At 71.9% G+C, this 12,510-nt stretch carries 15 protein-coding genes; 10 read left to right on the forward strand and 5 right to left on the reverse strand.

Annotated features, from left to right (window positions below; translation table 11 throughout):
- On the forward strand, positions 1–914 hold a 914-nt coding region (locus BZY54_RS12520; RefSeq protein ID WP_158103853.1), incomplete at its 5' end, for an ATP-binding SpoIIE family protein phosphatase.
- 117 nt (positions 915–1,031) lie between these two features.
- Here BZY54_RS12520 and BZY54_RS12525 read toward each other — a convergent pair.
- Both BZY54_RS12525 and BZY54_RS12530 read right to left on the reverse strand, forming a co-directional pair.
- Positions 1,032–1,319, reverse strand: coding sequence for a metal-sensitive transcriptional regulator (locus BZY54_RS12525; RefSeq protein ID WP_086725253.1), 288 nt, complete (start codon positions 1,317–1,319; stop codon positions 1,032–1,034).
- A 168-nt stretch (positions 1,320–1,487) separates the two neighbouring features.
- A complete protein-coding gene (locus tag BZY54_RS12530) occupies positions 1,488–2,117 on the reverse strand; it encodes a TetR/AcrR family transcriptional regulator (protein ID WP_158103854.1) in 630 nt (209 codons plus the stop codon).
- A 94-nt stretch (positions 2,118–2,211) separates the two neighbouring features.
- On the opposite strand from BZY54_RS12530, the gene BZY54_RS12535 reads away from it, so the two are divergent.
- Both BZY54_RS12535 and BZY54_RS12540 read left to right on the forward strand, forming a co-directional pair.
- Positions 2,212–2,874, forward strand: coding sequence for a class I SAM-dependent methyltransferase (locus BZY54_RS12535; protein ID WP_086725255.1), 663 nt, complete (start codon positions 2,212–2,214; stop codon positions 2,872–2,874).
- Between the two features lie 215 nt (positions 2,875–3,089).
- Positions 3,090–3,725 (forward strand): sigma factor, encoded by a 636-nt coding sequence (locus tag BZY54_RS12540; protein ID WP_086725327.1) that lies wholly within the window; start codon positions 3,090–3,092, stop codon positions 3,723–3,725.
- On the opposite strand, the gene BZY54_RS12545 is transcribed toward BZY54_RS12540, so the two are convergent.
- Positions 3,632–4,036 carry an ArsR/SmtB family transcription factor gene (locus tag BZY54_RS12545; protein ID WP_086725256.1) on the reverse strand — a complete coding sequence of 135 codons (405 nt, stop codon included), beginning with the start codon at positions 4,034–4,036 and terminating at the stop codon, positions 3,632–3,634. The genes BZY54_RS12540 and BZY54_RS12545 overlap by 94 nt on opposite strands.
- Positions 4,037–4,157: 121 nt before the next feature.
- Here BZY54_RS12545 and BZY54_RS12550 point away from each other — a divergent pair, with 121 nt between their 5' ends.
- The 7 genes from BZY54_RS12550 (at position 4,158) to BZY54_RS12585 (ending at position 10,024) form a co-directional block, all read left to right on the forward strand.
- Positions 4,158–6,134 (forward strand): heavy metal translocating P-type ATPase, encoded by a 1,977-nt coding sequence (locus tag BZY54_RS12550; RefSeq protein WP_086725257.1) that lies wholly within the window; start codon positions 4,158–4,160, stop codon positions 6,132–6,134.
- A complete protein-coding gene (locus tag BZY54_RS12555; RefSeq protein ID WP_086725258.1) occupies positions 6,131–6,532 on the forward strand; it encodes a hypothetical protein in 402 nt (133 codons plus the stop codon). The genes BZY54_RS12550 and BZY54_RS12555 overlap by 4 nt, the downstream gene beginning before the upstream one ends.
- 270 nt (positions 6,533–6,802) lie before the next feature.
- Entirely contained in the window at positions 6,803–7,288 is a 486-nt protein-coding gene (gene crcB, locus BZY54_RS12560; protein ID WP_086725259.1) for a fluoride efflux transporter CrcB, read from the forward strand.
- Positions 7,285–7,626, forward strand: a complete 342-nt coding sequence (locus BZY54_RS12565) for a DUF190 domain-containing protein (RefSeq protein ID WP_086725260.1) — start codon at positions 7,285–7,287, stop codon at positions 7,624–7,626. Before crcB (BZY54_RS12560) ends, BZY54_RS12565 begins: the two co-directional genes overlap by 4 nt.
- 3 nt (positions 7,627–7,629) lie before the next feature.
- Entirely contained in the window at positions 7,630–8,004 is a 375-nt protein-coding gene (gene crcB, locus BZY54_RS12570; RefSeq protein ID WP_086725261.1) for a fluoride efflux transporter CrcB, read from the forward strand.
- Positions 8,001–9,221 carry an MFS transporter gene (locus tag BZY54_RS12575; RefSeq protein ID WP_244217125.1) on the forward strand — a complete coding sequence of 407 codons (1,221 nt, stop codon included), beginning with the start codon at positions 8,001–8,003 and terminating at the stop codon, positions 9,219–9,221. Before crcB (BZY54_RS12570) ends, BZY54_RS12575 begins: the two co-directional genes overlap by 4 nt.
- Positions 9,222–9,838: 617 nt before the next feature.
- A complete protein-coding gene (locus tag BZY54_RS12585) occupies positions 9,839–10,024 on the forward strand; it encodes a heavy-metal-associated domain-containing protein (RefSeq protein WP_425276272.1) in 186 nt (61 codons plus the stop codon).
- A 226-nt stretch (positions 10,025–10,250) separates the two neighbouring features.
- Here BZY54_RS12585 and BZY54_RS12590 read toward each other — a convergent pair whose 3' ends face one another.
- Together BZY54_RS12590 and BZY54_RS54730 are read right to left on the reverse strand one after the other, a co-directional pair.
- Positions 10,251–11,471, reverse strand: a complete 1,221-nt coding sequence (locus BZY54_RS12590) for a S53 family peptidase (RefSeq protein WP_086725263.1) — start codon at positions 11,469–11,471, stop codon at positions 10,251–10,253.
- A gap of 555 nt (positions 11,472–12,026) precedes the next feature.
- The gene (locus tag BZY54_RS54730) at positions 12,027–12,449 is read right to left on the reverse strand and encodes an SDR family oxidoreductase (RefSeq protein WP_279634680.1); all 423 of its coding nucleotides are present in this window, start codon (positions 12,447–12,449) and stop codon (positions 12,027–12,029) included.
- Positions 12,450–12,510: the final 61 nt, after the last annotated feature.

Here is a 12,510-nt window from a genome sequence, read left to right on the forward strand (position 1 = left end):
TGCGGACCGCGGTCCGCACGCTGGCCGATGTCGACCTTCCCCCCGACGAACTCCTTGTGCACCTGGACGACCTGGTCATCCACCTCGCGGCAGAGGAGGACACGGCCGTCGACGCCGACCTGGAGATCGTCACCGATCTCATCGCCACGTGCGTGTACACGGTCTACGACCCGATCTCGCGCCGCTGCACCGTCGCCAGCGCCGGCCATCCCCCGCCCGCGGTGGTCACCCCGGACGGCACCGTCGACTTCATCGACGTCCCGCCCGGTCCCCCGCTGGGAGTGGGCGGGCTGCCTTTCGAGGCCGCCGAGCGGGAACTGGCCGAGGGCAGTCTGCTCGCCCTCTACACCGACGGGCTGGCGGAAGCCTGCGGCCGTGACATCGATGCGGGGCTCGAACAGCTGCGCCAGGCCTTGGCCAGGCCCGCCGACTCGCTGGACGAGGTGTGCGCAGCCGTCCTGGACAGTCTGCTCTCCGGCCAGCCCGCGGACGACGTCGCCCTGCTGATCGCCCGCACCCGCGCTCTGGACACCAGCCAGGTGGCCACCTGGGACCTGGACCGCGACCCCGCGGCCGTGGCCGGCGCCCGCGCCGAGGCCACTCGCCAACTCGGGGCCTGGGGGCTGCAGGAGATCGCCTTCACCGTCGAGCTGGTGGTCAGTGAGCTGGTCACCAACGCCATGCGCTACGGCGGCCCGCCCATCCAGCTGCGCCTGATCCAGGACACCGCGGTCATCTGCGAGGTGTCCGACGGCAGCAGCGCCGCCCCCCACATGCGGCGGGCCCGCACCTTCGACGAAGGCGGGCGCGGCTTGATGCTCGTCGCCCAGCTCGCCCGGCGCTGGGGGACCCGCCACAAAGGCGCCGGCAAGATCATCTGGGCGGAGCTCACCGTTCCCGGGGCGTGGGCGTGACAGCGCGGGACCGGGTGGCTGAGCCGCCCGCTGCTCTGCCCCTGCCTTGTCGGCGCCGCACCCACTGTCCGGCGTCATGCCGGTCGACGCTGTGGCGAGTGACGGCTGAAGATTTCCTCAGGCCAGCGACAGGAAGAGCTTCTCCAGGCGGGCGCGCATCGCCTCGGTGTCCTCACCGTTCTTGCGACCCGACTCGATATCGGCCACGCACTGCTGCAGGCCGGTGGCGATGATCGCGAAACCGGCACGGTCGAGCGCCCGCGAGGCGGCGGCCAGCTGCGTGACGACGTCCTCGCAGTCCCGCCCCTCCTCGATCATCCGGATCACACCGGAGATCTGGCCCTGCGCCCGCCGAAGCCGGTTCAGCACGGCCCGCAGGGGCGCGTCCTCAAGCTCCAGTTCCACGATCACTCCTCGAAAATACCCCGAGGGGTACTGTACGTCCCGGTTCGGGACGGCGATGACCATCAAGGATCACAACCGGCATGACCAGCCTTCCGATCCCGGTTTCCGGCCTCATCCCGGTTCCCGGCAGCTCGTCGCGGATCCCGACCAGGCGCGACGGCGAAGCCGTCAGGTGGCTGCCGCCCCTCCGCCCTCTTCCGGGAACAGCGATCGCAGTGCCATCCTGGTCAATTCGGCCTCTACGGCATGCCGGTTCGGGACCACGGCCGCGCGGAAGGGGCGACCGGCCAGGAGCGAGACGATCCACCAGGCGGCGGTGTGCGGGTCCACGTCGTTGCGGACGTCGCCGACCGCCTGGCCGCGGCGGAGCAGTTCCGCGAGGGTGGCGGCGAAGTGCCGATGGACCTGGCGCAGGGCTTCGCCGAGCTCGGGGTCGTCGGCCAGGGCGGTGGCGTCGGCGAACAGGAAGCCATGGGAGCCGGGCTGGTGGAAGCGTTCCATGTGGGCCGGGTCGAGAAAGGTTGTCAGCACCTCGGGAACCGGTCGGCCCGCGTCGGCGGCCCCCCGAAGAAGCGCGGAGACCGAGGACGTGGCGTGTTCGAGTGCCGCGCGGTACAGCGCGGACTTGGAGCCGAAGTTCTGGAAGACGACCGGCTCGGTGACGCCGACTCGCTTGGCGATCTCGGAGACCTTGCCGCGTTGGTATCCGGTCTCGGAGAAGACCTCCGTGGCCGCGGCGAGGATCGAGGCGCGCCGTTGGGCGGCGGGCAGGCGGGTGCGCGTGCGGGGCTCGGTCACAACGGCCATCGTATGCCCGCCCCCTTGCCAGCTTTCTTAGTCGTGACTAAGTTAGAGCTTGTACTTAGTGGCGACTAAGTTGTGGAGGAGAGTCATGTCTCTCGGACGCCTCATGCAGGGCGAGCCCCACGCGGCTACGCCCGGCGTGACCATCGCAGCCCCTCGCACTTACGAAGCGTTCGGCGCCGTCTGCTTCGCCGGCCGCCGCAACCGTTCCTTCACCCGCCTCGCCGGACTCAGCGGAGCCGAGCCCGGGGACCGGGTTCTCGACGTCGGCTGCGGCACCGGCTACCTCGCCCGGCGAATGGCCGCGCGGGTCGGGCCGGGCGGTGCGGTGACGGGGGTGGACCCCTCACCGCCGGTCCTGGACTACGCACGGAGCAAGAAGCAGCGTCCCGGCAGTGCCCCCTGCACCTTTCAGGAGGGCATCGCCGAGTCCCTCGACCTGCCGGACGCCTCTTTCGACACCGTCGTCACCAGCCTGATGCTGCACCACCTGCCGGAGGAGCTCCGTCCCGCGGCACTGCGCGAGATGCACCGCGTCCTGCGGCCCGGTGGGCGGCTGCTGGTCGTGGAGTTCCGTCCGCCGCGGAGCCGGATCGGCCGCCGTCTGGTGCATACGGGAACAGCTCATGCCATGGCGTACAACCGGGCGGATCTGCTGGGCGGCCTTGTCGCGGACGCCGGCTGCGAGGTCCGCGGGAGCGGCGATCTGCGGCCCTGGCTGTGCTACGTACAGGCGACGCGGGCGCGGTAGTGCCGGGCGCCGTCCCGCCGTTTTTCGATCACGCTCCACGGTGCGTGGCAGCTGGCGCCGAGCCGCGGTCGCACGGCCCCCACGGGGCGGCCACCGCGCGAGACCACGGTGTGGACCAGTCACTCCCCGGGGCGCCCTGGAGGGGTCCGGCGAGCGACGGTGAGCGCGGCCGCAGCAACGGATGCCGGACGCGAACGGGAGCCGAGACCGTGACCATGAAGACGCTGGAGTCGCACACGGGCCACCCGGAACAGTCCGAAGGCCGGCCGGACACCGGAGGGAACGCCGCGGCGACGTTCCTCAGCGCAAGGCCCCTTCTCCTCTCGATCGGGCTGCGTGTCCTGCAGGACGTGGGTGAGGCCCAGGACGCGGTGCAGGAGACGTGGCTGCGCTGGGCCCGGACCGACCGCTCCGCCGTCACCAACCCGCCCGTGTTCCTCGCGCAGACCACGAGCCGGATGGCCATCAACGTCACCCAGTCCGCCCGCCGACGCCGTGAGACCCTTGGCGGTCCATGGCTGCCCGAGACCGTGGACCGCACCGGCAACCCCGAGTGGGCGCTGGAACGCCATGAGACGGTCGACGGCGCGATCCGGCTGCTCGTGGAGCGGCTGCCCGCCGCGGAACGGGCCGTCCATCTCCTGCGCACGGCCTTCGACCACCCCTGTCCCCGGATCTCCGAGCTCCTCCACCTGAGCGAGGCCTACGCACGCCAACTCCTGCGCCCTGCCCGCCGAGGGGGCAGTCGGCGGTGGCATCAGGCGCGCGGGGCGGTCGCGGCTTCGGGCTCTGGTTCCACTGCCGGTGCCACCGTGTCGCTCAGGCCGAGGCGGAGGTGCTCGACGTGGTAGAGGGCCTGGTCGAGGAGTTCGGCGACGTGGTTGTCGTAGAGGGCGTAGACGACGGAGCGTCCCTTGCGGGTGCCGGTGACCAGGCCGAGGTTGCGCAGCAGCCGTAGCTGGTGGGAGCAGGCGGACTGTTCCATGCCGACCTCGGCGGCCAGCTCGGTCGCGGGCAGGGGGCCTTCGCGCAGGCGGGCGAGTATGAGCAGGCGGGAGGGGGTGGCCAGGGCCTGGAGGGTGGTGGCGACCCTGGCGGCGCCGGCCGCGTCCAGGCGCGCGCGGGGGACGTTGCTGGAAGGCGGTGCGGCTCCGTGACCCATGCGTCCATCGTAGGGCACCCTTCCATGAATGCATGAATGAGTCTTCATCTGTTCCTGTTACGGTGGAGGCGTCGGTCGGACTGTGCTCCGTCCCCCTCTTTCCGTGAAGGACCCCGTGTCGATGTCTTCCACCCTCACCCGCCCGGCGCCGCCCGGCACTGCCCGGGAGGCGGTGGCACCCCGCCGCCCCACCCGGATCTTCGCCCTGCCCGAGGCCCGCTGGGCGGCCGCGGCGCTCGTGCTGTTCCTGCTCGCGCTGCCGCTGTATCTGGCCGGTACGTCGGCCTGGACATGGGCCCCCTTGTTCGCGGCCGTCTACGCGACCGGCGGCTGGGAGCCGGGCTGGGCAGGGCTCCGGGCACTGGGCGAGAAGACCCTCGACGTGGACCTGCTGATGGTGGTCGCCGCGCTCGGGGCGGCGGCGATCGGGCAAGTGCTGGACGGAGCGCTGCTGATCGTCATCTTCGCCACCTCCGGCGCTCTGGAGGCGATCGCCACCGCCCGCACCGCCGACTCGGTGCGTGGCCTGCTCGACCTCGCTCCCGCCACAGCCACCCGGCTTGCCGGCGACGGCACCGAGGAGACGGTGCCGACCGACCGGCTCGCGGTGGGCGACGTCGTTCTGGTGCGGCCCGGTGAGCGGATCGGTGCCGACGGCCGGGTGCTGGACGGCGCGAGCGAGGTCGACCAGGCCACCATCACCGGCGAACCGCTGCCCGCGGCCAAGCAGGAGGGCGACGAGGTGTTCGCCGGCACCCTGAACGGCACCGGTGCGCTGCGGGTGGTGGTCGAGCGGGACCCGTCCGACTCGGTGATCGCCCGGATCGTGGCCATGGTCGAGGAAGCCTCCGAAACCAAGGCCCCCACCCAGCTGTTCATCGAGAAGGTCGAACAGCGCTACAGCCTCGGGATGGTCGCCGCCACGGTGGTCCTGTTCGTCCTGCCTCTGGTGTTCGGCGCCGATCTGCGGTCCACGCTGCTGCGCGCGATGACCTTCATGATCGTCGCTTCGCCGTGCGCGGTGGTGCTGGCCACCATGCCGCCGCTGCTGTCCGCCATCGCCAATGCCGGACGGCACGGCGTGCTGGTCAAGTCGGCCGTGGTCATGGAGCGCCTCGGACAGGTGGACACGGTCGCCCTCGACAAGACCGGCACGCTGACCGAGGGCACCCCGCGCGTGACCGACATCCGCCCGCAGGCCGCCTCCGGCCTGAGCAAGGACGAGGTGCTGCGGCTGGCGGCGGCGGCCGAGCACCCCAGCGAGCACCCGCTGGCCCGCGCGATCGTCGACGCCGCCCGCGCTCGCGACCTGGACATACCGCTGGTGGAGGACTTCGTTTCCGCCCCGGGCGCCGGAGTCAGCGCGAGGGTGGAGGGCAGCACCGTCGCGGTCGGAAGCCCCGCCCGCATCCTGGACGATCCCGCCGGCCACCCGGCCGTCGCCGTGGCCGCCGCCCTGGAGCAGGACGGCCGCACGGCCGTGCTGGTCACCCTCGACGGCACCCCGGTGGGGGTGCTGGGCATCGCCGACCGGCTGCGTGAGGACGCCGCCGCCACCGTCGCCGCTCTGGGCAGCCTGACCGGTACGGCCCCGGTGCTGGTCACCGGCGACAACCCCCGCGCCGCGGGCCGGCTCGCCGCCGAGGTCGGCATCACCGACATCCGCGCCGGTCTCCTCCCGCAGGACAAGGTGAATGCGGTGCAGGAGCTGGAACAGGCCGGGCGGAAGGTGCTGGTGGTCGGCGACGGTGTGAACGACGCCCCCGCACTGGCCGCCGCCCACACCGGTATCGCCATGGGCCGTGCCGGATCGGACCTGGCCCTGGAGACCGCCGACGCCGTCGTCGTGCGCGACGAACTGGCCACCATCCCCACCGTGGTACGCCTCTCGCGCCGAGCCCGCCGCATGGTGGTGCAGAACCTCGTCATCGCCGCGCTCTTCATCACCGGCCTGGTCGTGTGGGACCTGGCCGGCACCCTGCCCCTGCCACTGGGTGTCGCCGGCCACGAGGGCTCCACCGTCATCGTCGGCCTCAACGGGCTGCGCCTGCTCGCCGACGGCGCCTGGCGCCGTGCCCTCGCCGGGACAGACCGTTGAGCCGCCGCGCCCGCAAGGCCGCCCCCGCGGGGGCGGCCAGGTGCACCGTCACCGTGTGCCGCGGCTGCTGCTGCGGCACCGAGAAGATCCCCGGCGTCGACCACGCGGCCCAACTGGCAGGCCTGCGGCAGGCCCTCGCCGACACCGCGCAGATCCGGGTGACCGGGTGCCTGGACGCCTGCGAGCACGCCAACGTGATCGTCGTCCAGCCCTCGCCGGCCGGGCGGGCCGCCGGCGGGCGGCCCGTGTGGCTGGGCCTGGCCAACGACCCCGAGGCCGCCGATGACATCGCCACGTGGATCGCTGCCGGCGGGCCCGGACTCGCGGACCCGCCCGGCGTGCTCGACCTGTACGCATTCACCCCGTCCCGGCGCATGCGCCAGGCGGTCGAGGGCTGATCGCACCCGGCGCCGGGAGCGGCACGGCGAGGCGCCCAGCCCTTCCGCCGGTCGCGCTGGGCCGCTGTTCTCCGAAGGGGCCACGGGACTGACTGCTGCTTGCCGCCCGGACAAGGCGTTACCCTGATCTGCGGCTGTGGCTCCCGATCACAGCGCGGCGGTGGGGCTCGCCGTACCCGAACCGCGGCATCGTCGCCGCCGACAGTCCCTACTTGCGATGGAGCGACGCCCGCATCCGTGCGGGCCCAGGCGAGTAGGAGACGTGCGTTCATGACTGCCCCGAACACCAGGGTGACGGACGAGCCCACGGCTCCCGACGTCGATCTGCACCTGCCGTCTCAGCGGCGGCAGTCGTGGCGGGCGCAGGGGCCGATCGTTGCGGTGGTGGCGATCGGCGGGACGATCGGGGCGACGGCCCGGTACGGGGCGTCCCTGGTCTGGCCGGTCGCCGCGGGTGGCTTCCCGTGGACGACGCTGTGGGTCAATGCCGCCGGCTGCGCGGTCATCGGTGTCTTCACGGTGCTGATCACCGACGTGTGGGCGGCGCACCGGCTGGTGCGGCCCTTCTTCGCGACCGGGATTCTCGGCGGGTTCACGACCTTCTCCACGTATGCCGTGGACATCCAGAAGCTCGTGCAGGGCGGGCATCCCAGGACCGGGCTCGCCTATCTCGCCGCGACGCTGTGCGCGGCGCTTGCGGCGGTATGGCTCGCGGCGACGACGACGCGCCGCATGGTGGCATGGAGGCAGCGGTGACAAGGCTGACGGGCAGCGCCCTTCGAGTGACGATCTTCATCGGTGAGAACGACGTCTGGCACCACAAGCCCCTGTACAGCGAGATCGTGCACCGGGCGCACAAGGCCGGGCTGGCCGGAGCGTCGGTGTTCCGCGGTGTGGAGGGCTTCGGGGCCTCCTCTCTCGTCCACACCTCGCGGCTGCTGTCGCTGAGCGAGGACCTGCCGGTGGCGATCGTCATCGTGGACACGGCGGAGCGGGTGCGGGCCTTCCTGCCGCAACTGGACGAGCTGGTCGGGTCGGGGTTGGTGATCCTCGACGACTGCGAGGTGATCCGGTACGTGGGCAGGGAGAATTAAGGCATGAACTGGCTGCTCGTGGCCCTTGGTGCCATGGTCGGGGCTCCCCTGCGGTACCTGACCGACCGGGCGGTGCAGAAACGGCACGACACGGTGTTCCCGTGGGGCACGTTCACCGTGAACGTGGCCGGCTGCCTGATCCTGGGCCTGCTCTCCGGCGCCGTGGCGGCAGGGGCCGCTTCGTCGCACGTCCAACTGCTGCTGGGCACCGGGCTGTGCGGGGCTTTGACGACCTATTCGACGTTCTCGTACGAGACACTGCGGCTGGCGGAGGACGGGGCGAGGTTCTTCGCCGCCGCCAACGTGATCGCCAGTGTGGTGGCGGGCTTGGGGGCGGCGTTCGTGGGGGTGTCGTTGGCGGAGGCGCTGTGGGCGTGAACCGGCCCGGCCCCACGGCGCGGGAGGCGGACCGGCCGCCCGGGCGGATGGGGCCGTGGCGGTTCGTGGTCTGGTTCGGCACGGTCAGCCTGCTCGCGGATGTCGTGTACGAGGGGGCCCGCTCGATCACCGGGCCCCTGCTGGCCTCCCTGGGTGCCTCCGCTCTGGTCGTCGGGTTGGTGACCGGCGCCGGGGAGGCGGCGGCACTGGGGCTGCGACTGGTCTCCGGCCCGCTGGCGGACCGGACCCGCCGCTTCTGGGGTCTGGCGATCGCCGGATACGCGTTGACCGTCGTGTCGGTGCCGCTGCTCGGCGTGGCGGGTGTGCTGTGGGCTGCCTGCGTGCTGGTGATCGCCGAGCGGGTGGGGAAGGCGGTGCGCTCGCCCGCGAAGGACACCCTGCTCTCGCACGCCACCGCCGCGACGGGCCGGGGGCGCGGCTTCGCCGTCCACGAGGCGCTCGACCAGATCGGCGCCCTGGTCGGCCCGTTGCTGGTGGCGGGCGTGCTCGCGCTGACCGGGAACGACTACGGTCCCGCGCTGGGCGTGCTCGCCCTCCCCGGCATCGCCGTACTGCTGCTCCTGTCCTGGCTACGGGCCCGGGTGCCCGACCCGGAAGCCTACGAACGTGAGGTGACAGCCGCGGCGCCCGCGACACCTGTCGCGCACGACGGGCGGCTGCCGAGGGCGTTCTGGACGTATGCCGGGTTCACCGGGGCCACCACGACCGGGTTCGCCACGTTCGGCGTGCTCTCCTACCACCTGGTCCAACGGCATCTGCTGGCCGCCGCGTGGGTGCCGGTGCTGTACGCCGCGGCGATGGCCGTCGACGCCGTCGCCGCGCTGGCCACGGGGTGGCTCTACGACCGGCACGGTCCGCGTGTGCTGATCGCCCTGCCCGTCCTGACCGCGGCCGTGGCGGCACTGGCGTTCACCGACACGATCGCGATCGCGGTGGCCGGATCGCTGGCCTGGGGTGCCGCCATGGGCATCCAGGAGTCCACTCTGCGCGCCACGGTCGCCGACCTGGTGCCCAGCGGGCGGCGGGCGACCGCCTACGGGCTGTTCGCAGGCGTCGTCGGCGCGGCGAGCCTGGCCGGCGGCACCCTGACGGGCGGCCTGTACGGCTACTCCATCCCAGTACTGATCACGGTCGTCGTCGCCATCCAGGTGCTGGCAGTGGTGCTGCTGGCCGCTACCCGCGTGCGGCGGCTCTGACCGCCGGGCGGAAGGCGACTGCCGCGAGGCGAGGAGCTTTCTGGCGGCCGCCGGCTGGTTCGCCGGATCCGCGGATTCGCCGGCATCGCCCTCGCCTACGGCTCCTACCGGCGCAGCCGCTGGTCCAGCCGCTCCGCACTCACCTGCGCCTCCTTGAGACATCCGACCCGCCACTCGCGTCAACAGACGGAGCAGGCTTGTGCGGAGCGCGTCCTGTGCTTCGGTGTCGGACATCCGGCCGGCGCCCCGTTCCTCACTTGCGACATGGGCAAGCCTGATGGTAGCGGCGACCGGCCAGTGGACCGGTAGCCGGTCAACGAACTCCCCGGTCTCCCGGCCCCTGGCGATCACCTGTCCGACACGGTCGGCGAGGGGCCTGTGCTGGTCCCGGTCGGCCTGCGGGCTGACGGGCAGGGCGCTGACCTTCTGCAGCAGCACGGGGTAGCGCCGGGCCGCCCTCATTCCCGCTTCGAGCAGACGCATCGACGCGTCCGCAGCGGGTCCGGTGTCGAGATCGACGCCATCCATCGCAGCGACGGCGTCCTCGGTGACGCGGTCGACGACGGCCAGCAGCTGCTCGCGCGGGAGGGGCCGGCGCGACCGAGACCAGCTTCACCATCACGGGCATGGTCTGCGCGCACTGCGCGGCACCCGTCACCGAGGAGATCGAACGCATCTCCGGGGTCACCGCCGCGAGGCTGGACGTCGACAGCGGAAGGGCCGTGGTGATCAGCGACGGAACCCTGGACGTCACCGGCGTACGTGCCGCCGTCGACGAAGCGGGCTACGCGTTGTCGACCTGAGATACGAAACCGGCGGTGGACGGAGCCCCCGTCGGGATCACCCGGCGGGGGCCTGGGCCTTCGGCCCCGTCAGCTGCCGCCGGTCGAGCGGCAGTTCTGGCGGGAACCGGAGCCGGCGTTGTCGCCGACTCCGGCGCGGCGGCGGAGGACCGGGAGCGCCGCGACAGGGCGGGGCGGCGGTCCTCCGCCGCCGCATACGGCCGAACGGCCTGTCCCGTAGGGAGGTTCAGCCGGTGAAGGCGGTGGTCCCGTTCGGGACGCCGAGACCGGACGGGCCGTCGTACCCGGTGGTGCCGGTGCAGAGGTAGGAGCCGCCGCAGCTGCCGTTGGAACCGCTGGTGACGTCGTACAGCGCCGAGGTGTGCGCGTAGGGGAACGATGCCGGGTAGGAGCCGGCGGACGGGGTGCCGCCCAGGGCGTAGGTCGCCGCGATCAGCGGGGAGGAGGCGCTGGTGCCGCCGAAGACCATCCAGCCCGTGCCCTGGCTGTAGGTGTCGTACACCGCGACACCGGTGTTGGGGTCGGCGACCGCCGAGACGTCCGCGACCGTGCGGTTGGCGCAGCCGGTGTCCTTCTGCCAGCTGGGCTTGGCGTCGTAGGAGGAGCAGCCGGAGCCGGCCCCGCTCCACACCGTGTCGGTCCAGCCGCGCGTGTTGGAGGCCGTCTTCAGGGACGTACCGCCCACCGCCGTCACGTACTTGGAGGCCGCCGGGTACTCGACGCCGTAGCCGTTGTCACCGGAGGAGACGGTGATGGCGACGCCCGGGTGGTTGAAGTACGAGGAATCGTACGTCGCGTCGCTGGAGGACTCGGAGCCGCCGTAGCTGTTGGAGACGAACTTCGCGCCCAGGTTGACCGCGGTGTTCACGGCCGTACCCAGGTTGGTCATGGTGGCCGAACTGGCCTCCACCAGCAGGATCTTGCAGTTCGGGCAGGCAGCGCTGACCATGTCGAGGTCGAGGGAGATCTCCTCGGCCCAGCCGGAGTTGCCGCGCGGGTACTTGGTGCCGCCGTTCTGGTCGACCTTCTTGAAGCAGCCGTTGGCCGTGGTGCAGGCGGACAGGCCGTACTGGGAGCGGTAGACGGCGAGGTCGGCCTCGGCGTTCGGGTCGTCGTAGGCGTCGACGATCGCCACCGTCTGGCCCGAACCTCCGGTCGCGGACGGGAGGTTGTACGCCGCCTGGAGCGAGGCGGGACCGTAGCCGGAAGGTGCGGCGGCCGCGGTCAGGTCGCTCTCGGCGTGCGCCGACTTCGGGGTGCCCGCGGTGACCTCGAGGGCGTGGCAGGCCATCTCGCCCTTCTTGGCCGGGGCGGCACAGGCGTGGGCGACGGTGACGCCGTGGGACGGGGAGGCGGTGGCCTGGGCCGCCTGGCCGACGGGGGCGGCCAAGGCGAGGGCGGCCGTGGCGAGCGTGGCCACGGCGGTGAGGGATACGGTTCTGCGCAACGTACGTCCTCCGCAGGGTGGGTGAACCGGGAAGGGCTGTGGGGGGTGCGCGGCCTCGGCGCGGGGTGCGCACCACGGCCGCGCAGAACCTACGGATGTCGGGGCCACGTCAACAAGATGGATGTTGAAGCCGGAACGTTCCTTTGCCGTTCTTGGGGCGTTCATATGTCGTTCCTGGACGAGTCGTAACCGACACCGGGAGCGACCATGGCTTGACCGTGCTTCGTTCGGAACCGGATCGTCGACACCCTGTGTCAGCGACTTCCCATGGTGCGTTCCTGTCCAGCGACCGCCTCACACCGGGCTGCGTCCAGTGGACGCCCCATCACATCGCCCGCTCCCCGGAGCAGTTCGAGGTGACCGAGCGCGCGGTCGGCGAGTCGGGGCCGGCGCCGCCGCTGGAGCCCGAAGTCGTGGAGGCCGTCATGCGGTGCCTCGACTGGATGCGGCCCGTGGAGGCACGGCCCGGTTTCGGCCTCTCCTGCAGGCAGTGGACGAGACGACCGGACAGCCGTTCCGTCCACCGAATCGATGCGCACCCTGGCCCCCGTCTCCTCAAAGCTCATGCACGAAGGGCGGGGCCGCCGCGCGGTTGTGTTCAGAGGTGCGAGCCGCCGGACGCGTCGATGGTTTGGCCGGTGATCCAGCGGCAGTGTCGGATGCGAGGAACGCGATGATGTCGGCGAAGTCGGAGGGGTCGCCCATGCGGTTGAAGACCGAGTGCTGTGCGTGGGCGGTTTCGCTTTCCGGGGTGTTCCAGCGGTGCTTGTTCATGTCGGTTTTGACGTGGTCCGGGGCTACGGCGTTGATGGTGATCTGGCGGGGCCCGAGTCGTTTGGCGAGCGTGCAGCTTTTTCGTTGGTCGCGTAGTGGACGGCGACGAGTGTCCCGTCGGCGGCGAGACGGTGGGCGATGGCCCGGCCGATGCCGCCGTCCTGCGCCGGTGACCAGTGCGGTTCTGCCCGTCAGGGCTGCCATGGTTGTCGCTCCGCACGTGTGTTGTGTGCTCCTGTGGTGTGCCGGTGCCGGTGCCGGTGCC

Origin of the sequence: Streptomyces carpinensis (assembly GCF_002154505.1) — a bacterium.
GTDB lineage: Bacteria > Actinomycetota > Actinomycetes > Streptomycetales > Streptomycetaceae > Streptomyces > Streptomyces carpinensis.